This window comes from Stenotrophomonas sp. STEN046 (assembly GCF_056759755.1).
Map to the genome: position 1 here is coordinate 1 of NZ_JBRRDR010000031.1, position 18,164 is coordinate 18,164.

16 protein-coding genes and 1 tRNA gene are annotated in these 18,164 nt (G+C 67.3%); 9 read left to right on the top strand and 8 right to left on the bottom strand.

Annotated features, from left to right (window positions below; translation table 11 throughout):
* The first annotated feature begins 161 nt into the window (after positions 1-161).
* Together ACVOLJ_RS14365 and ACVOLJ_RS14370 are read left to right on the top strand one after the other, a co-directional pair.
* Positions 162-488, top strand: a complete 327-nt coding sequence (locus ACVOLJ_RS14365) for a low molecular weight protein tyrosine phosphatase family protein (protein WP_481564423.1) — start codon at positions 162-164, stop codon at positions 486-488.
* A gap of 178 nt (positions 489-666) precedes the next feature.
* A complete protein-coding gene (locus tag ACVOLJ_RS14370; RefSeq protein WP_481564424.1) occupies positions 667-1,221 on the top strand; it encodes a hypothetical protein in 555 nt (184 codons plus the stop codon).
* A 42-nt stretch (positions 1,222-1,263) separates the two neighbouring features.
* Here the strand turns inward: ACVOLJ_RS14370 and ACVOLJ_RS14375 are convergent, their stop codons facing one another.
* On the bottom strand, positions 1,264-1,422 hold the full coding sequence (locus ACVOLJ_RS14375) for a hypothetical protein (protein WP_481564425.1): 159 nt from the start codon (positions 1,420-1,422) through the stop codon (positions 1,264-1,266).
* A 72-nt stretch (positions 1,423-1,494) separates the two neighbouring features.
* Complete coding sequence (rtcR, locus tag ACVOLJ_RS14380; RefSeq protein ID WP_475280710.1) at positions 1,495-3,084, bottom strand: RNA repair transcriptional activator RtcR; 1,590 nt, start codon at positions 3,082-3,084, stop codon at positions 1,495-1,497.
* A 187-nt stretch (positions 3,085-3,271) separates the two neighbouring features.
* Here rtcR and ACVOLJ_RS14385 point away from each other — a divergent pair, with 187 nt between their 5' ends.
* The 5 genes from ACVOLJ_RS14385 (at position 3,272) to ACVOLJ_RS14405 (ending at position 8,359) form a co-directional block, all read left to right on the top strand.
* Entirely contained in the window at positions 3,272-4,819 is a 1,548-nt protein-coding gene (locus ACVOLJ_RS14385; RefSeq protein ID WP_481564426.1) for a VWA domain-containing protein, read from the top strand.
* Between the two features lie 303 nt (positions 4,820-5,122).
* Positions 5,123-5,261, top strand: a tRNA-OTHER gene (locus tag ACVOLJ_RS14390).
* 86 nt (positions 5,262-5,347) lie between these two features.
* Positions 5,348-6,577, top strand: a complete 1,230-nt coding sequence (locus ACVOLJ_RS14395) for an RtcB family protein (RefSeq protein ID WP_481564427.1) — start codon at positions 5,348-5,350, stop codon at positions 6,575-6,577.
* A gap of 82 nt (positions 6,578-6,659) precedes the next feature.
* On the top strand, positions 6,660-7,676 hold the full coding sequence (rtcA, locus tag ACVOLJ_RS14400) for an RNA 3'-terminal phosphate cyclase (RefSeq protein ID WP_481564428.1): 1,017 nt from the start codon (positions 6,660-6,662) through the stop codon (positions 7,674-7,676).
* 236 nt (positions 7,677-7,912) lie between these two features.
* Complete coding sequence (locus ACVOLJ_RS14405; protein WP_475280714.1) at positions 7,913-8,359, top strand: universal stress protein; 447 nt, start codon at positions 7,913-7,915, stop codon at positions 8,357-8,359.
* 212 nt (positions 8,360-8,571) lie between these two features.
* Here ACVOLJ_RS14405 and ACVOLJ_RS14410 read toward each other — a convergent pair whose 3' ends face one another.
* Positions 8,572-8,856 (bottom strand): DUF2782 domain-containing protein, encoded by a 285-nt coding sequence (locus tag ACVOLJ_RS14410; RefSeq protein ID WP_475280715.1) that lies wholly within the window; start codon positions 8,854-8,856, stop codon positions 8,572-8,574.
* Positions 8,857-8,954: 98 nt separating this feature from the next.
* Here ACVOLJ_RS14410 and polA point away from each other — a divergent pair, with 98 nt between their 5' ends.
* Together polA and ACVOLJ_RS14420 are read left to right on the top strand one after the other, a co-directional pair.
* Positions 8,955-11,729: a DNA polymerase I gene (gene polA / locus ACVOLJ_RS14415; protein WP_481564429.1), complete on the top strand. Its 2,775-nt coding sequence runs from the start codon at positions 8,955-8,957 to the stop codon at positions 11,727-11,729.
* 311 nt (positions 11,730-12,040) lie between these two features.
* Entirely contained in the window at positions 12,041-12,523 is a 483-nt protein-coding gene (locus ACVOLJ_RS14420; protein WP_475280717.1) for a DUF421 domain-containing protein, read from the top strand.
* A gap of 26 nt (positions 12,524-12,549) precedes the next feature.
* Here ACVOLJ_RS14420 and hemF read toward each other — a convergent pair whose 3' ends face one another.
* From hemF to ACVOLJ_RS14445, 5 genes are all read right to left on the bottom strand, one after another.
* Positions 12,550-13,446 carry an oxygen-dependent coproporphyrinogen oxidase gene (hemF, locus tag ACVOLJ_RS14425; protein WP_475280718.1) on the bottom strand — a complete coding sequence of 299 codons (897 nt, stop codon included), beginning with the start codon at positions 13,444-13,446 and terminating at the stop codon, positions 12,550-12,552.
* Positions 13,447-13,509: 63 nt separating this feature from the next.
* Positions 13,510-14,658: a hypothetical protein gene (locus ACVOLJ_RS14430; RefSeq protein ID WP_481564430.1), complete on the bottom strand. Its 1,149-nt coding sequence runs from the start codon at positions 14,656-14,658 to the stop codon at positions 13,510-13,512.
* A 36-nt stretch (positions 14,659-14,694) separates the two neighbouring features.
* Positions 14,695-15,258, bottom strand: a complete 564-nt coding sequence (locus ACVOLJ_RS14435; RefSeq protein WP_481564431.1) for a hypothetical protein — start codon at positions 15,256-15,258, stop codon at positions 14,695-14,697.
* Between the two features lie 28 nt (positions 15,259-15,286).
* Entirely contained in the window at positions 15,287-15,706 is a 420-nt protein-coding gene (locus tag ACVOLJ_RS14440; protein ID WP_475280721.1) for an NUDIX hydrolase, read from the bottom strand.
* Complete coding sequence (locus ACVOLJ_RS14445; RefSeq protein WP_481564432.1) at positions 15,703-18,072, bottom strand: S9 family peptidase; 2,370 nt, start codon at positions 18,070-18,072, stop codon at positions 15,703-15,705. The genes ACVOLJ_RS14440 and ACVOLJ_RS14445 overlap by 4 nt, the downstream gene beginning before the upstream one ends.
* Positions 18,073-18,164: the final 92 nt, after the last annotated feature.

The window sequence follows — 18,164 nt, forward strand, 5'->3', positions numbered from 1 at the left end:
GGCAAGGTGGCTCTGGTCGCGGTGATGCGCAAGATGCTGGTGATCCTCAACGCCCGCAAAAGGGATGCGGAGGCCCAGATGGCCTCCGCATGACAAGACAGTTGCTACAGCAATCGCGACCTCCGTTGGAAAAGGGGTCCGACCCCGATACGCTGCGGACCATGACCCGCAACGTGCTCTTCCTCTGCAGCCAGAACCGCCTGCGCAGCCCCACGGCCGAGCAGGTGTTCGCCGATTGGCCGGGCATCGAGACCGCATCTGCCGGCTTGTTGGCCGACGCCGACGAAGTGCTCAGCCCCGAGCTGCTGCAGTGGGCCGATCTGGTGTTCGTGATGGAGCGGGCGCACCGCAACCGCCTGTCCAGCCGCTACAAGGCATGGTTGAACGGCAAGCGGGTGATCTGCCTGGATATCCCGGATGACTACGACTACATGGACCCGGTGCTGGTGGAACTGTTGAAGCGAAAGGTGGCCCCGTTCCTGCGCTGAACGTGGGTGCTGTCGAGCCGGGCCATGTTCGGTTGGTTCTCCTGCAAAGAGCCGCCGAGCACGGCTATGCCGGTCGTCCTGACCGGCACCCTTCGGGCCGTCGCAAGCGACGTTGGCAGCGGCTTCTGCCGCTGCCTTCGGCTCTACAATGGGCACCTCACCTGCCAGGAACTTCGCCATGACCGAACCCACGCTGCATGTCACCGTCACCTTGAATGCCAGGCTGCAGCCGGCGCATCGCCACGAGCTGTTCGAGGATCCGCTGGATGCACTTCTGCAGGCAGCCGAGATTGGTGAGATCTGCGGCGGCGGCACTGCGATTTCCGATGAGGGCGAGGTCGAGTACGGCGATATCGAGGTGGCGTTGAACGATGTGGCCGGCGTGCCGAAGCTGATCGATCTGCTGGAACAGCTGGGCGCGCCCAAGGGCTCGAAAGTGCAGGGCGCGGGTGAGGCCGATCGTGGCTTCGGCGTGACCGAGGGCCTGGGCATCTACCTGGATGGCCTGAACCTGCCCGACGAGGTGTACGAGCAGTGCGATTCGAACCATGTGTTCGAGCAGCTGTCCGAACGCATCGAGGGCCTGGGTGAAATCTGCAGCTGGTGGCAGGGCCCGAGCGAAACCGCGTTGTACATGTACGGGCAGTCGTTTGAAGCGATGCGCGAGGCCATCGCCGAATTTGTGGCCAGCTACCCGCTGTGCCAGAACGCGCGCGTGGTGCAGATCGCCTGAAGCTGCGGCTGCCGGCCAGCGGCCGGCACTACCGGAGTGCGGTCAGCGTGCGGGCTGGGCGGTTGCGGCCTGCTGAGCGTTGTCGGCCTTGGCCAGCGATCTGCCGAACTGGTAGCCGCCAGCGAACAGCACGAACGCGGCCGCGCAGATCAGCAGCACGATCAGCCCGGTCCTGGAGGTCGAGCGGGGACGGTCCTGCATGACGGCTCTCCGGTCAGCGGCGGGGCGCCGCGCTGGCAGCATGCGCCGGGCCGGGTACGGGAACAAGTGCGCCTACCCCGGGCGGCGCACCTGCTCCCAGTCCAGCCCGAACCGGGCCAGGTACTTGCGCAGGCGGTCGGCGTCGTTGGTGCTGGCGCGCTGCGTGCGCGACACCGCGAACAGCTCGCGGCCGGCGGCCGACAGTGATTTCGAGCGCGCGCATACCCGCGCCACCTCCTCCAGCTGCACGCGGTCGAATCGGTCCAGCGCATCCACCCCTTCGCCCAGCAGGGCATCCAGCGGCGAGGGCGCCTGCGTGCCGCGCCACTGCGCGCGCAGGCGAGCGATCTCTTCTTCCACGCCTTCTATCTGGATACGCCCAGCGCTGGCCAGTGTGGCCAGGCGCATGATCGACGCGCCGAGATCGCGGAAGTTGCCCCGCCACGCAGCGTCCGCACTGGTGGCGAAGGCGAGGTAGCGCGTGCGCGCCTCGACGTTGAACCGCACGCGCGCATGCTGTTCCTGCGACCAGCGCTCGAGCTCGAACTCGATGTTCGGTTCGATGTCCTCCAGGCGCTGCGCAAGGCCGGGCAGGTGATAGGTCCACAGGTTCAGGCGTGCCAGCAGGTCTTCGCGGAAGCGCCCGTCCAGCACCGACTGCTGCAGGTCGCGGTTGGTGCCGGCGATCAGCTGGAAATCGCTCTCCACTTCGCGGTCGCTGCCCACCGGCAGGAAGCGCTTCTCCTCCAGCGCGCGCAGCAGCATGGCCTGCTCGTCCTGGCCCAGCTCGCCGATTTCATCCAGGAACAGCAGCCCCTGGTGCGCCGAGCGCAGCAGGCCGGCACGGTCGCTGGAGGCGCCGGTGTAGGCGCCTTTGGTGTGACCGAACAGCGTGCTCATCGCGCCGTCGCCGCGCAACGTGGCGCAGTTCACTTCGACAAAACGGCCCGGAAGCTGGTGCTTGAGCTTCTTCAGTTCGAAGACGCGCTTGGCCAGCTGGCTCTTGCCGGCACCGGTCGGTCCCATCAGCAGCATCGGCGCACGCGAACGGGTGGCCACCGTTTCGATCTGCTCGATCATGCGGTTGAAGGCACCATTGCGGGTGGCGATGCCGCCCTTCAGCAGGTCGCGATCCTGCAGTTGCTGTTGGGCGAAGCGCTGGGCGATGTGGTCGTAGCGCGATAGATCCAGGTCGATGATCGCGTAGGTGCCGGCCGCGCCCTGCTGCTTGTGGGGCGGCGAGGTCTGCAGCAGGCGTCCGGGGAAATGCCGGCTTTCGGTGAGCAGGAACCAGCAGATCTGCGCGACATGGGTGCCGGTGGTGATGTGGACGTAGTAGTCCTCCTCCTCCGGCTGGAACCGATAGCCGGCCAGGAAGTCGTGCAGGGTCGCGTAGACGCCCTCGAAATCCCACGGATCGGCCAGGTAGGTGTCGTGCCGCTGCACGGTGATCTCCGGCGCGGCCTGTGCCAGGTCCTCGCAGACCACGCGCGCCAGCTTGCTGTAGCGGCGCTCGTCCAGCAGCAGTTCGATGCGATCGGGCAGGAAATCCTCATGCATGCCCAGCGAAACGGTGGGGCGCCACTTCTGCCAGCGGCCCGGGCCCTCGCCCGCGTCGAGCTGGGTGCCCAGCATGCCGAATACCACCTGCCGCCTTGCCATATCCATTCCTATAAAAAGCGCGCTGGCAATATATACATTCCCGCTGGCACGTGTCGCGCCAGATCCATGGATATGGATGAAATTCCATGAAAATCAAATGGATATGTTGTGAGCCGAAAAGTTGGCACGGCCATTGCTCTATATCCAGCAAGACACGACGCGGGCAGTTCCCGCCGAGGACACCACGATGGCCAACCTTTCGCTCTTCTCCTGGATGCGCACGCCGCAGCCGCCGCAGGCAGACACCGTCAATGAAGCCGGTGGCCTGGCCTACCGCCGCGATCCGCGTGCCGCACTGGCGCTGTATGCCGCCACCGGCTGCCTGAACAACACCTTCTACAGCGACGCCCAGGCGCAGCTGCAGCAGGTGCTGGCGCTGACCGCACAGGTCGAGCCGCGCTTCATCGCCCGCACCGCGCTGTATGCCCGCCAGGTTGCGCACATGAAGGACATGCCGGCATTGCTGCTGGCGGTGCTCAGCCTGCGCGATCCGGAAGCGTTCGCTGCGGCCTTCCCGCGGGTGATCGACAACGGCCGTCAGCTGCGCACTTTCGTGCAGATCATGCGCAGCGGCCAGGTCGGTCGCCGCTCCCTGGGCTCGTTGCCGAAGCGGCGGGTGCGCGAGTGGATCCAGCAGGCGTCGGCGGAAACGCTGGTGCGGGCGGCGATCGGTCAGCAGCCGTCACTGGCTGATCTGATCCGCATGGTGCACCCGAAGCCGGCCAATGCCGAGCGCAAGGCGCTGTATGCCTGGATCATCGGTCGTGCCTACGAGCAGACGCAGCTGCCGGCGCTGGTGCAGGCCTACGAAGCGTTCAAGCGTGATCCGCGCGGGCTGCCGCCGGACCTGCCGTTCCAGTACTACAGCACGCTGCCGCTGGATGCGGCGCAGTGGTCGGCACTGGCCCGCAATGCATCGTGGCAGTCGATGCGGATGAACCTCAACACGTTCGCCCGCCACGGTGTGTTCGACGATCCGGCGATGGTGCAGGTGATCGCAGAGCGCCTGCGTGATCCGCAGCAGGTGCGTCGTTCCCGCGTACTGCCGTACCAGCTGCTGATGGCTTACCACGCAGGCAACGGTCTGCCGCCGCCGATCCTGGATGCATTGCAGGACGCGATGGAAATCGCGACGGCATCGGCCCCGGCGTTGCCGGGCCGGGTGGTGGTGGCGGTGGACGTCTCCGGTTCCATGCAGTCGCCGGTAACCGGCTACCGCAAGGGCGCCAGCACGTCGGTGCGCTGCGTGGATGTGGCGGCGCTGGTGGCAGCCTGCGTGCTGCGCGGGCAACCGCAGGCCACGGTACTGCCGTTTGATACCGAGGTGCGGCACGTGCGGTTGAACCCGCGCGACAGCGTGATGACGTTGGCCCGCCAGCTGGCGATCAACGGCGGCGGTACGTCGGTCAGCGCGCCGCTGCAGTACCTCAACCAGCGCCGTGAGCAGGTGGACCTGCTGGTGATGGTGTCCGACAACGAGAGCTGGCGTGACACCCGCCACGGCGGCCAGACCGCCACCATGCAGCAGTGGGATGCACTGAAGCGTCGTTGCCCCAAGGCACGGCTGGTGTGCATCGACCTGCAGCCGGTGGCCAGCAGCCAGACCGTGCAGCGTGGCGACGTGCTGCACATTGGTGGCTTCAGCGATGCGGTGTTCGACCTGCTGGCGCAGTACGTGACCGCAGATGAGGACGGCAGCAGCTGGGTCGAGCGTATCCAGGACATGACGTTGTAAGGCGGCACGGATGCCGCCAGGGACCGCCCGGCTGGCAATGGGGCCAGCCGGGCAGGGACCAGGAATTCGTTTTCGCGGTGAATGCTGGTGGAACTACATTGGTTGTCCCTTCGGGGTCGGGTTCGAGTCCCGCGTTTCCTGCCTGTCGCGGGGAAGCAGACGTTCCACTTCCCTTGTCACCGCACCTGTTCAAACGGCATCGGCAACGGTGCCAACGTTTCAACGCCGGCAGCGCGAATGCCGGAGGAACTACAGCCTCTTAAGCTCCAGGTCGCGGGTTCGACTCCCGCCCGTCGCGGCAACGCGGCGGTAGCTCAGTGGTAGAGCAGGATGTTCCTCCACCTTCGTCGCGCCTCCGGCACCTTCGCTTTCGTTGCGCGGGGAATGCAGGCGGAACTACATCGAAGCCCTCCGGGGTCGGGTTCAAATCCCGACCGCTGCGCCGCTGCAAGGCGGGCAGCGGAACGTTCCGCCACTCTTGTCACCGCACCTTTTTTGTTTTTGCTTTGGATGAAAGGAAACATCACCATGACCACCCCCATCAATCACGACGTCATCCAGCAGCCGGGCGCTGCGCCGATCAAGCTCTGGACCCGTGGCGTGCCGCTGGAAGACCAGGCGCGCGAGCAGCTGCAGAACATTGCCAAGCTGCCGTTCATCCACAAGTGGATCGCCGTGATGCCCGACGTGCACCTGGGCAAGGGTGCCACCGTGGGTTCGGTGGTGCCGACTGTCGGTGCCATCATTCCTGCCGCGGTGGGCGTGGATATCGGCTGCGGCATGATGGCCGTGCGTACCACCCTGGTGGCCAGCGACCTGCCGGACAACCTGTCCGGCGTGCGCAGCGCGATCGAGCGGGCGGTACCGCATGGTCGCAGCGTGAACCGCGGTGGCCGCGACAAGGGCAGCTGGGACACCCCGCCGGAACTGGCCGTGGAGGGGTGGGCGCAGCTGGTCGATGACTTCGCGCTGATCTGCGAGCGCCACCCGCGACTGAAGAACACCAACAACCTCAAGCACCTGGGAACGCTGGGCACCGGCAACCACTTCGTGGAAGTGTGCCTGGACCAGGACCAGCGCGTGTGGTTCATGCTGCACTCCGGTTCGCGTGGTGTCGGCAATGCCATCGGCAGCTACTTCATCGAGCTGGCCAAGCAGGAAATGCGTCGCTGGATGATCAATCTGCCCGACCAGGACCTGGCCTACCTGCCCGAGGGCAGCGCGCATTACGGCGACTACGTGTTCGCGGTGGACTGGGCGCAGCGCTTTGCACGCATGAACCGCGAAGTGATGATGCGCAATGTGGTGGCCGCGGTGCGCACGGTGATCAGCAAGCCGTTCGAGGCGCAGGCCGAGGCGGTCAACTGCCACCACAACTACGTGAGCCGTGAGCACCACTTCGGCAAGGATGTCCTGCTGACCCGCAAGGGCGCGGTGAGCGCGCGCAAGGGTGAGCTGGGCATCATTCCCGGCAGCATGGGCGCCAAGAGCTTCATCGTGCGCGGCCTGGGCAACGAGGACAGCTTCCAGAGCTGCAGCCACGGTGCCGGTCGCGTGATGAGCCGTACCCAGGCGCGCAAGCTGATCACCGTGGATGACCACGCCAAGGCCACCGCGCACGTGGAATGCCGCAAGGATGCGGACGTGGTGGATGAATCGCCGGCGGCCTACAAGCCGATCGAGGCGGTGATGGAGGCCCAGCGCGATCTGGTCGAGATCGTGCACACGCTGCGCCAGGTGGTGTGCGTGAAGGGATGAGGCAGTCCGCGCGCGGCGTACACTGCGTCGCGCGCGGCGGCAGGGCCTGCGGCCGAAACCGCGGGTACGGAGGAATACTGCAATGGACATGATTGAACTTGATGGCGGGCACGGCGGCGGACAGCTGCTGCGGTCGGCACTTACCTTGAGCCTGTGCACCGGCATCGGCTTCACGCTGAACAACATCCGCGCGATCCGGCGCAAGCCCGGCCTGATGCGCCAACACCTGACCGCAGTGAACGCCGCGGCACGGGTGGGCAATGCGCGCGCGCAGGGTGCGGCGCTGGGGGCGACGTCGCTGCGCTTCGAACCTGGCGCGGTGCATGCGGGCGACTACCACTTCGCAACCGGCAGCGCCGGCTCGGCAACCCTGGTGCTGCAGACACTGCTGCCGGCGCTGTGGCAGGCCGATGGGCCGTCGAACCTGCGGCTGGACGGTGGAACGCACAATCCGTTGGCGCCGTGTGCGGATTTCATCGCCGACAGCTACCTGCCGGCGCTGGGCCGGATGGGCGTGCAGGCGTCCATGCAGCTGCTGCAGCATGGTTTCCATCCGGCCGGTGGCGGTGTGATGGAAGTACAGGTGCAGCCGTGCATGACGCTGCAGCCGCCGCTGCTGGAGACGCGCGCACCGCTGCAGGCGATCGAGGCGCAGGTGCTGATGTCCGGCCTGTCCACCGGCATCGGCCTGCGCGAGCTGCAGGTACTGGCCGAGACGCTGGGCGTGGATGCGCATCCGCGCCATGTGCAGGCGATACGGCCGGCGCTCGGGCCCGGCAATGTCGCGCTGGTGCGCGTGCGGCATGGCGACCACGTGGAAGTGTTCGATGGCCATGGCGAGCGCGGTGTCTCGGCCGAGCAGGTCGGGGCACGCCTGGCCGGGCAGGTGCGCAGGTACCTGGACGGCGGCGGGTTCGTGGGTGAATACCTGTCCGATCAGCTGCTGCTGCCGATGGCGCTGGCCGGCGGCGGATCGTTCACCACGCACGTGATCAGTGACCACCTGGCAAGCAATGCCCGGTTGATCGAGAAGTTCCTGCCGGTGGAATTCGACTGGCAGCAGCAGGACAACGGTTGGCGGGTGACGGTCGAAGCCTGAGGATCCCGCCGGGCATGGCCCGGCGCTGCCGGAGCGTGCACGGGCCATGCATCTGCGCCGTCCGCCCCCGGGTAGCGCCGGGCCACGCCCGGCGACGCATCGGCGCATCGGCCGACCATGCCGCGCTGCGCAGGCATCGCTGCGCGCCGCCGGATTGATCCTGCTCAAGGCGCGGTCTGCACAACGGGTGTGCAATGGTGGTGTTCCCAATTGGCTGCTTGCCACGGAGCCCCACCATGTACACCCGCATCCTGATCGCCACCGACGGCTCCGAGCTGTCTGACAAGGGCCTGGCCAAGGGCCTGGAACTGGCCAAGGACCTCAACGCCGAGGTCGACATCGTTACCGTTTCCGAACCGTGGGCGGTCGGCATGTACGACGCCATGGGCTGGAGCGTGGGCTACATGAACAGCCCCGAATACAAGGCCGACCGCGAGGAAGGCGCGCAGAAGGTGCTGCAGCCGGCGCTGGCCAAGGCGGCCGAGCAGGGCATCACCGCCAACCCGGTGCATGTGCTGGACCGCTATGCCGCCGACGGCATCATCGAGACCGCTGGCGAGCGCAACAGCGACCTGATCGTGATGACATCGCACGGCCGCCGTGGCGTGACCCGCGTGCTGCTGGGCAGCCAGACCGCCGAAGTGCTGGCGCGCAGCACGCTGCCGGTGCTGGTCATCCGCTGAATGAAATAGAAGCGTTCCCGGGGAGGGGACCCGACGCCGGCCGCAGGATGCGCGCCGGCGTCATCTTTTCCGGGCCACGGAAAGGCCCATCCACGCATGGCGTGGATCTACTGGCATTGCGGTATTCCTGTCCACGCATTGTGCCGACCCTTGCCGGTGAGCGGGTAGATCCACGCCACGCGTGGATGGACGTTGCCGGCGGCCCCGTCACATCACCAGCTGTACAGCTTCCAGTAAACCGGCGACACGCCGTCCTTGTCGTTGTCCATGCGTCCATCGCCGTTCTTGTCGTACATGTAGAACGGGGCGCCGCGCGAGGGCGTCACCTTGACCATGCGCAGCTGGCCGGACACGCGGTATTCCTCGATGGTGTCGCCGTTGTCCATGGTGCGCTTGGAAACATCAGCGCCCTTGACGTCCACCGGGGGAGCGCCGGCGCCGCCCATGCTGGCGCAGCCAGCAAGCAGGAGCACGGAAGCCAGCATCAGGGTTTTCATCGGCGATGGCCTTTGCCTGGAAAGAGCCTTGATTATGCCCCATCGCCGCGTTGCCGCCGTGTCGCCGCGGTGCAGGGACAGGCGCGTAGAATCAACCCATGAGCAGATTAGTCCTGATCGACGGGTCCAGTTACCTGTACCGCGCGTTCCACGCGCTGCCGCCCCTGTCCAATGCACAGGGCGAGCCCACCGGCGCGCTGTTCGGCGTGGTCAACATGCTGCGCTCGACGCTGAAGGAGCGCCCGGCCTACGTCGCCTTCGTGGTCGATGCCCCCGGCAAGACCTTCCGTGACGACCTGTACGACCAGTACAAGGCCAACCGCCCGCCGATGCCCGACGAGCTGCGCAGCCAGGTCGAGCCGATGTGCCGCATCGTTGAAGCACTGGGCATCAGCATCCTGCGCATTCCCGGCGTGGAAGCCGACGATGTGATCGGGACCCTTGCCCTGCAGGGCGTGGCCCAGGACCTGAAGGTCACCATCTCCACCGGTGACAAGGACTTCGCCCAGCTGGTGCGCCCGGGTATCGAACTGGTCAACACCATGACCGGCAGCCGTATGGACTCCGATGCTGCGGTGATGGACAAGTTCGGCGTGCGGGCCGACCAGATCGTCGACCTGCTGGCGCTGATGGGCGACACCGTGGACAACGTGCCCGGTGTCGAGAAATGCGGGCCCAAGACCGCTGCCAAGTGGCTGGCCGAGTACCAGCACCTGGATGGGGTGATCGCCGCCGCGCCGACCATGAAGGGCAAGATCGGCGAGAACCTGCGCGCCGCGCTGGAGCGGCTGCCGCTGAACCGCGAACTGGTGACCATCCGCACCGACGTGGCACTGGAAGCCAGCCCGACCACGCTGGCCCTGCGCGACCCCGATGTGCCGACCCTGGGCGAGCTGTACCTGCGGTACGGCTTCACCCAGGCGCTGAAGGAACTGGGTGGGCCGCTGGTGGCGCCCGCCGCTGCCAGCGAGGCCATCCCCAGCCTGCGCGGCACCGCCGCCGGCTACGCCCGTGGCAGCGCCGAAGCGCCGGCCGTCGCCGAACTGGATCCGGCGCTGTCGGCCCCCGGTGAATACGAAACAGTGTTGACCCCCGGGCAGCTGCAGGCCTGGGTCGAACGCGTGCAGCAGGCCGAGCTGGTCAGCTTCGACACCGAAACCGACGCGCTGGACGCGATGCGCGCGCGCCTGGTGGGCATCAGCCTGGCAGTGGAGCCGGGCAAGGCCGCCTATATCCCGGTGGGACACGATTACCCCGGGGCGCCGCCGCAGTTGCCGCTGCAGCAGGTCGTGGATGCACTGCGGCCGATGCTGCAGGACCCGGCCAAGAAAAAGCTGGGCCAGCACGGCAAGTACGACCTGCATGTGCTGCGCCGCCATGGCGTGGACGTGCAGGGCTACCACGACGACACCATGCTTGAGAGCTTCGTGCTCAATTCCACCGCCACCCGCCACGACATGGATTCGCTGGCACTGCGTTACCTGGGCTACAACACGATCAAGTTCGAGGACGTGGCCGGCAAGGGTGCCAAGCAGATTTCGTTCTCGCAGGTAGGCATCGACGAAGCCGGCCGCTATGCCGCAGAAGACGCCGACATCACCCTGCGCCTGCACCATGCGCTACGGCCTCAGCTGCTGGCCGAACCGGCGCTGGACAGCGTCTACCGCGATATCGAGATGCCGCTGGTGCCGGTGCTGGCCAGCATCGAAGCCAACGGCGTGCGGATCGACACCGACGAGCTGCGCCGGCAGAGCCAGGACCTGTCCTCGCGCATGCTGGCCGCGCAGCAGAAGGCCACCGAGCTGGCCGGCCGCAGTTTCAACCTGGATTCGCCCAAGCAGCTGCAGGCCGTGCTGTTCGACGAGCTGAAGCTGCCGGCCGTGGTGAAGACGCCCAAGGGCCAGCCCAGCACCAACGAAGAGGCCCTGGAGGCGATCGCCGAGCAGCACGAGCTGCCCAAGGTGATCCTCGAGTATCGCGGCCTGGCCAAGCTGCGCAGCACCTATACCGACAAGCTGCCGGAGATGGTCAACCCCGATACCGGCCGCGTGCACACCAGCTACCACCAGTCCGGCGCGGCTACCGGGCGGCTGTCCTCCTCCGACCCGAACCTGCAGAACATCCCGATCCGGACCGACGATGGGCGCCGCATCCGCCGGGCGTTCGTGGCCCCGGAAGGGTGCCAGCTGCTGGCGGCCGACTACTCGCAGATCGAACTGCGCATCATGGCCCACATGTCCGAGGACCCGGGCCTGGTACGCGCCTTCGAACAGGGCGCCGACGTCCACCGCGCCACTGCCGCCGAGGTGTTCGGGCGCACGCTGGAAGAAGTGACCAGCAACGAGCGCCGTGCCGCCAAGGCGATCAACTTCGGCCTGATGTACGGCATGAGTGCCTTCGGTCTGGCCCGCAACCTGGGCATCGACCGTGGCCAGGCGCAGGACTACGTGGCGCTGTACTTCAGCCGCTACCCGGGCGTGCGTGACTTCATGGAGCGGATGCGCCAGCAGGCCCGCGACCAGGGCTACGTGGAAACGCTGTTCGGCCGCCGCCTGTACCTGAATGACATCCATGCCCGCAACCAGGGCCTGCGTGCCGGCGCTGAACGGGCTGCCATCAACGCGCCGATGCAGGGCACCGCCGCCGACATCATCAAGCGCGCGATGGTCGATGTGGACCAGTGGCTGCGCGACAGCGGAGCGCCGGCGCGGATGATCCTGCAGGTGCACGATGAACTGGTATTCGAAGCCGAGGCCGGTTTCATCGACGAACTGCGTAGCAACGTTGTGCAGCGCATGTCGCAAGCGGCCCAGTTGCGCGTGCCGTTGGTGGTGGATACCGGGACGGGCAGTAACTGGGATGAAGCGCACTGAGTCGCATTCAGGCCAGAAATGCCGTGAATTCGTTCAGTTGCGAGATGTTTCTGACTCGAACATGAATGTTTCCGCGAGGGCTGCATATTAAATTGGGCCCCTTCACGAACCGTTAGTGTTCGGAGTGCTTCTATTAGTCCCAACAGGCGCAACGCCTGTTATGGATCTCTCCCATCCCCTGGAGCAGATCTCGGAACGGGGGCTCCTCCCCAAGCGCCCGTTCCCCGGCCCCGTTGACCTCCCCCTGGTCAGCGGGGCTTTTTATTTGCGCCGGCTGTACGCTGGGCCATCGCACGACAGGGGAAATGCACATGCAGGATCTGTTCGCACTGGCGATGCCGTGGTGGGAGTTCATCCTGCGCGCCATCGTGGTCTATGTGGTGGTGCTGGGCATGGTCCGGCTGAGTGGCAAGCGCGCGCTGGGGCAGATCACCCCGTTCGATGTGCTGCTGATCGTGCTGCTGGGCAACGCTGTGCAGAACGCGCTGCTCGGCAATGACACTTCACTGGGGGGCGGCCTGCTGCTGGCCGCCACGCTGATCCTGCTGAACTACGTGGTGGGTTGGCTGACCACCCGCAGCCGCCGCATCGAGCGGCTGGTGGAAGGCGAGCCGGTGGTGATCGCCCGCGACGGGCGCCTGTTCGATGCGGTGCTGCAGCGCGAGCTGGTCACCCGTGCCGACGTCGAGGCGGCAATGCGTCAACAGGGCTGCATCGGCGTGCAGGACGTGGCGCTGGCGCTGCTGGAAACCAACGGCCACATCACCATCATCCCGCGACAGAAGTCTGCGTAGAGCCGAGCCCACGCTCGGCTACAGGCTCACACCCAGTCGCGCGGCACCAGGTAATCGGCCAGGCGCGCTTCGGCGCTGCCTTCCTCCGGGCTGAAGCCATATTCCCAGCGCACGCGCGGCGGCAGGCTCATCAGGATGCTTTCGCTGCGGCCGCCACTCTGCAGGCCGAACAGCGTGCCACGGTCGTAGACCAGGTTGAATTCGACGTAACGGCCGCGACGGTACAGCTGGAACTCGCGCTCGCGCTCGGCATGCGCGGTGTCCTTGCGCCGTTGCACGATCGGCAGGTACGCATCGAGGAAGCCATCGCCCACTGCGCGCAGGTAATCGAAATCGCGCTCGAAATCGCCGTGCAGGTCATCGAAGAACAACCCGCCCACACCACGCGTCTCGTTGCGGTGGCGCAGGAAGAAGTATTCATCGCACCAGCGCTTGTGCGCCGGGTAGCGCTCTTCGCCGAACGGTGCGCACAGGTCGCGTGCGGTGTGATGCCAATGCTGCACGTCTTCGTCGAACGGGTAGAACGGGGTCAGGTCGAAACCACCGCCAAACCAGCTGGCAACTACTTCGCCGTCGCGCTGGGCCTGGAAGAAGCGCACGTTGGCGTGGGTGGTGGGCACATACGGGTTGAGCGGATGGAACACCAGCGATACGCCGGTGGCGCGCCAGGAAGCACCGGCCAGCTCCGGCCGGTTGGCCGACGCCGATGGCGGCAGGCGGCTGCCGGCCACGTCGGAAAAGCCGATGCCGGCCTGCTCGAACACGGCACCATCGCGCAGCACGCGGGTACGGCCACCGCCGCCCTCGGCGCGCTGCCACAGGTCTTCCTGGAAGCGCGCCTGGCCGTCGGCGGCTTCGATGGCCGCACAGATGCGGTCCTGCAGGTCGGTGAGGTAGGCGCGCACGCGCTCGAATTCGTTCATGGCGCGTACTTTACCGCAGGGCCGGGCACAGGCCCGCGCTGGTGGCGCCCGCGGGCGGCCGGATCAGGGCGTGCGCGCGCACTGTGCCGGGCCCGGCTGGCGCTGGTAACGCTGGTAGCCGGTCCATGCATCCAGGCCGAGCAGGTCGCCGTTGGCCAGCAGGCCCAGAACGTGGTCGCCACCGCCGCCGTGGCGCAGGTGGATGGTGCCGTCCAGCAGCAGTACCTGCGCGTCCTGCGCATCGATCCTGGCCCGCCCGGCATCGCCGAACGTGATCGTATCCAGGCTGCCGCCGTCGGCCCGGTACAGGCCACAGGGCGCCTCGGTGGCGTCGACCAGCCGCAGCGCATCACCCAGTGCCTGCAGCGGCTCGACCCGTTCGCATGCGCTGTAGCGGCCGCCCTCGCAGACCACCTGCAACGCCTGCACGGCCGCACGCGCATCGCGCGCATTCAATTGCTGCTCGGCCACTTCGGTGCAGAAGCGGCCACCGCGCTGCTGCAGGCACAGCTGCTGCAGCTGTGCGCGCTGCGCGGCTGGCAACGCCACCGTCGGCGGATCGACACCACGGGTGAACGACTGGCCGCTGGCCTGCGCTACGGCGGCCGCCAGCGCGTGACGACGGGCATCGCGGCAGGTCAGTACTTCCTCGCGCTCCGCACTGGTCGTGCACGGCGCCGTTGCGGCATCGGCAAGCATCAGCCCTTCGGCAGGCGCGGCGGCGGCAAGCGCATCGTCCACGTAGCCCAGCAGCAGGCCGCTGCAGGCCGCGCCCACGCCCTGCTGGCAGGCGGTCAGCAGCTGCGGCGGCGTCGCGGCGTGCAGGCGTGCCATGCAGCGGTTCGCCTCCGCCAGGCAGCTGCCTGCGGCGGTCACGGCCACCGGCTGGCAGACTGCAGGTGCACGCAGCCGGTAGTCCTGCAGCGTGTCGTTGAGGTGGCTGCCATCGGCACTGGCCGTGATGGCGGTGGCCACTCCGTCGTCCAGGTTGACCAGCACCAGGCCGTCGCCATCACGCTCGATCTGCAGCGGTTCGAAACCAAAGCCTGCCGCCAGGCGACGGCCCCGGTTGTGCGAGTCGATTACCAGCGCCGTATCACTCTGCGCATTGACGTACTGGCCGCATCGCAGGGGCGTGGGCGCTGCCGCCAGCACGGGCGGTGTGGCCAGCAGCGCAGCCACGGCGAGCACTATACGGGGCAGGGCAGGCATGCGACGTCCTTGTCGAAGGTGGAACACGGGAGCGGGTCAGCGGAAGCGGCAGCGTACATCCGGCCGCAGCAGCCGCCAGACCAGCCAACCCTGCAGGCCGGCCATCAGCACCGAGGCACCCACCAGGGTCAGGGTGAACAGCACGCGCTGCACCTGCAGGTCGCGATAGGTGGCCGCGTCCTCGGCCAGCACGCCCATCAGCTGCAGCAGCACGCCATCCAGCCACCAGGCGATGACGAAGTTGGCCAGCGCGCTCAGCACCAGCATCCAGATGAACGACCACAGGCCCCAGCGGCGCTCGCGCCACAGGCCCCAGCTGGCCAGCGTCGAAGCCAGGCACAGCACGGTAAGAATCAGTGACGTGACGACCGGATGCATCAGCATCCACAACAGGCTGCCGTCGATCTGATGCTCCCAGGCAACGACCATCAGCATCTGCCAGCCTTCGGAGCGCGACACGGCCGCCACCCCCAGGGTCTGCAGCACGAAGCCGGCCGTGCACACCAGGCACAGCCAGAAGGCGCCCTGTGCCAGCGGCGTGACCCAGCCGGTGCGCGCAGGGGCCGGTGGCAGGGGAATCGGCGGAACGGCGACAGACATCCGGTGTCCTTGCAGTCGGTGCCCGCACTCAGCGGGCCGTCACCCGGGTGGCGACCGCCGGCAGGATATGGTGTTCGCTCAAGGGTGCCAAGGGCCGGCCATGTGGGGGCCGCAGCGGCACCCAGGCCAGCTCGGCGATCTCGGCGCGGGCCTGCGGCATGCCGTCCACCTGCACCCACCACGCCTGCGCCTGCACGCGGTGGCCGGGTTCGTTCACCGCCCAGTCCTCGAAGGCGCCCAGTGCGATGGCGGATGCCGCATCCAGGCGCACGCCCAGCTCTTCGCCAAGCTCGCGCGCCAGTGCCTGCAGCGGCGCCTCGCCCGGTTCGGGTTTGCCGCCGGGCTGGATGAAGCGGCGGGCACCGTGCTTGCGCACCACCAGCGCCCGGCCCTGGTCATCCAGGATGACCGCGGCCACGATGCGGATCGTGGCCGCGGCGTTGCTCACTTCAGGTTCTGCTCGAACAGCTTGAGGATGCGCTTGTACTGGTCCAGCCAGGAATCGGCGCGGACGTAGCCGTGGCGCTCCAGCGGGTAGGGCGCGATCGACCAGTTGTCCTTGTGCAGTTCGATCAGGCGCTGGGTGAGGTTCACCGAGTCCTGGAAGAACACGTTGTCGTCCATCATGCCGTGGGCGATCAGCAGGTTGTCCTGCAGGTTCTGCGCGTACTCGATCGGCGAGGACACGCGGTACGCCTCCGGGTCGATGTCCGGGGTGTTGAGGATGTTGCTGGTGTAGCCGTGGTTGTACTGGTGCCAGTCGACCACCGGCCGCAGCGCGGCGCCGGCCTTGAACGTACCCGGCGAGCGGAACAGCGCCATGAAGGTCATGAAGCCACCGTAGGAACCGCCGTAGATGCCGGCGTGGTCGCGGTCACCCTGCTGGGTGTCGACCAGCCAGTCCAGGCCGTCCTTGTAGTCTTCCAGTTCCGGGTGGCCCATGTTGCGATAGATCGCCGTGCGCCAGTCGCGGCCGTAGCCCTCGCTGCCGCGGTAATCCATGTCCAGCACGATGTAGCCCTGCTGCACCAGCAGGTTGTGGAACATCTGCTCGCGGAAGTAGGCCGGGTAGCGCTGGTGCACGTTCTGCAGGTAGCCGGCGCCGTGCACGAACATCACGATCGGGTACTTTTTGCCGGGTTCCTTGTTCTCGGGCTCGTAGTACTTGGCCCAGACCACGCCGGCGCCGTGCTTGGACGGCACCGCCACCAGCTTCGGCTGGATCCACTCGCGCGCCTTGTAGGCGGCGGTGCGGGTGTCGGTCAGCACGCGTGCCTGGCCACCGGCACTGGGCACCACGGCCAGCTGCGCCGGCAGGTAGGCACCGGAATAGCGCACCAGCAGCTGCTGGCCATCTGGCGACAGCGAGAAGTCTTCCACGCCGTTGAGGCTGGTCAGCTCGCGCACCTGGCGGGCAGCGGTATCGACCGCGCAGACTTCGTAGTCGTGCGGGGCCTGCTGGTTGCACAGGAAATAGAAGCCCTTGCCATCGGCCGACGGCACCGGTGCAGATGTTTCCCACTTGCCGCTGGTCAGCGCCTGCGGCTTGCTGCCGCCGGCCTGGGTGTACAGGTGCGAGAAGCCTGACTCTTCCGACAGCAGCCACAGCGTACGGCCATCGGCCATCCAGCCGAAATCGTTGAAGCCCCAGTTGATCCAGCCGTTGTCGGTCAGCCGGTGGCGGTTCTGCACGCGGCCGTCGGCGGCGTTGACGCTGACGATCCAGCGGTCCTTGTTGTCGTTGGCGCGCAGCATCACCGCAGCCTGCTGGCCGTCGGCGCTCCAGCGGATGCCACCGCCCATGAAATCGCTCATCACCTGCAGGCTGCGCTCGCCCTTCAGCGCGTCCTTGCCGGCCTTGCGACGCAGCTCGGCCAGCGGGTCGGTGCTGATGCCCGGCAGGCTGGCCAGCGACAGCTTTTCAGCCTTGCCGCTGCGCACATCCACGAACCACAGGGTGTGTGGTTCGGAGCCATTGCGGCCGACGCGGGTGCGGGTGTCTTCGGTTTCTTCGTAGCCCGATTCGGTCACGTACAGCGGCATCTTGCCGCCGCGGCCGTCATCGAAGTCCTTCGGTTTGGTGGTGACGATCAGGTGTCCGAGGTCCGGCGACAGCACGCTGTCGACGATCTCCACCTCGGCGCCCAGGTACACCGGGCCCGGCGCGCGGGTCGGATCGGCCTGGCGCCAGCGCTGGTCCTGGTCCTTCAGCGCCTCGCGCTGTTCGCGGTCGCGGCGCAGGGTTTCCAGCGTGCGCAGCTGCTGGTCGCGCAGCACGTCGGCCTTCGGTGGCGTACCCGGGTCCTTCTCGGCCTTCAGGCTGGCCACCTGCTGCACGCCGCTGGCGGCGGTCCAGTGGAACCAGTTCTGGCCAACGCGCCAGATCACGCCGTTGTCGGCGGCGAAGTTCACGCCGCTGGCGCGTTCGTTGCTGCGGGTCAGCTGGGTCAACGCGCCGCTGCGCAGGTCGCGCACGAACACATCGCCGTTGCGGACGAAGGCGCTGCGGCTGCGGCTGCGGTCGTAGACCGGCTCGGCCACATCCAGGCTGCCACGCTGGTCATCGGCCACCTGCGCGGCGACGCCTCCGGCCAGCGGCTGGCGGAAGGTGTCGCGCACGGGGCTGCCGCTACGCTTGAGCTGGTACTCCACCTGCTGGCTGTTCCACGACCACCAGGCCTTCTCGACCGGCGGACCGATCCAGTCCGGGTCGGCCATGGCCTGTTCGATGGTGATCGGCGTCGGCGCGGCATGCGCAGCCGGTGCGGCCAGCACGGCCGACAGCAGGAGGGACAGGGGCAGCACTCGGGACATGGGCGGACAGCACCAGTAGAGGAAACCGGGCAAGGGTAGCAGCCGCCCGGGCCGGGGGAGGGGGCCACAGGTCATGGCAGCGGGATTGGCAA

Coding starts and splice junctions, on each gene's coding strand:
- ACVOLJ_RS14375 (WP_481564425.1), bottom strand. CDS start 1,422: ATGCAGGACCGTCCCCGCTCGACCTCCAGGACCGGGCTGATCGTGCTG.
- ACVOLJ_RS14410 (WP_475280715.1), bottom strand. CDS start 8,856: ATGAAAACCCTGATGCTGGCTTCCGTGCTCCTGCTTGCTGGCTGCGCC.
- ACVOLJ_RS14365 (WP_481564423.1), top strand. CDS start 162: ATGACCCGCAACGTGCTCTTCCTCTGCAGCCAGAACCGCCTGCGCAGC.
- ACVOLJ_RS14385 (WP_481564426.1), top strand. CDS start 3,272: ATGGCCAACCTTTCGCTCTTCTCCTGGATGCGCACGCCGCAGCCGCCG.
- ACVOLJ_RS14445 (WP_481564432.1), bottom strand. CDS start 18,072: ATGTCCCGAGTGCTGCCCCTGTCCCTCCTGCTGTCGGCCGTGCTGGCC.
- rtcA (WP_481564428.1), top strand. CDS start 6,660: ATGGACATGATTGAACTTGATGGCGGGCACGGCGGCGGACAGCTGCTG.
- ACVOLJ_RS14395 (WP_481564427.1), top strand. CDS start 5,348: ATGACCACCCCCATCAATCACGACGTCATCCAGCAGCCGGGCGCTGCG.
- hemF (WP_475280718.1), bottom strand. CDS start 13,446: ATGAACGAATTCGAGCGCGTGCGCGCCTACCTCACCGACCTGCAGGAC.
- rtcR (WP_475280710.1), bottom strand. CDS start 3,084: ATGGCAAGGCGGCAGGTGGTATTCGGCATGCTGGGCACCCAGCTCGAC.
- polA (WP_481564429.1), top strand. CDS start 8,955: ATGAGCAGATTAGTCCTGATCGACGGGTCCAGTTACCTGTACCGCGCG.
- ACVOLJ_RS14430 (WP_481564430.1), bottom strand. CDS start 14,658: ATGCCTGCCCTGCCCCGTATAGTGCTCGCCGTGGCTGCGCTGCTGGCC.
- ACVOLJ_RS14370 (WP_481564424.1), top strand. CDS start 667: ATGACCGAACCCACGCTGCATGTCACCGTCACCTTGAATGCCAGGCTG.
- ACVOLJ_RS14420 (WP_475280717.1), top strand. CDS start 12,041: ATGCAGGATCTGTTCGCACTGGCGATGCCGTGGTGGGAGTTCATCCTG.
- ACVOLJ_RS14435 (WP_481564431.1), bottom strand. CDS start 15,258: ATGTCTGTCGCCGTTCCGCCGATTCCCCTGCCACCGGCCCCTGCGCGC.
- ACVOLJ_RS14405 (WP_475280714.1), top strand. CDS start 7,913: ATGTACACCCGCATCCTGATCGCCACCGACGGCTCCGAGCTGTCTGAC.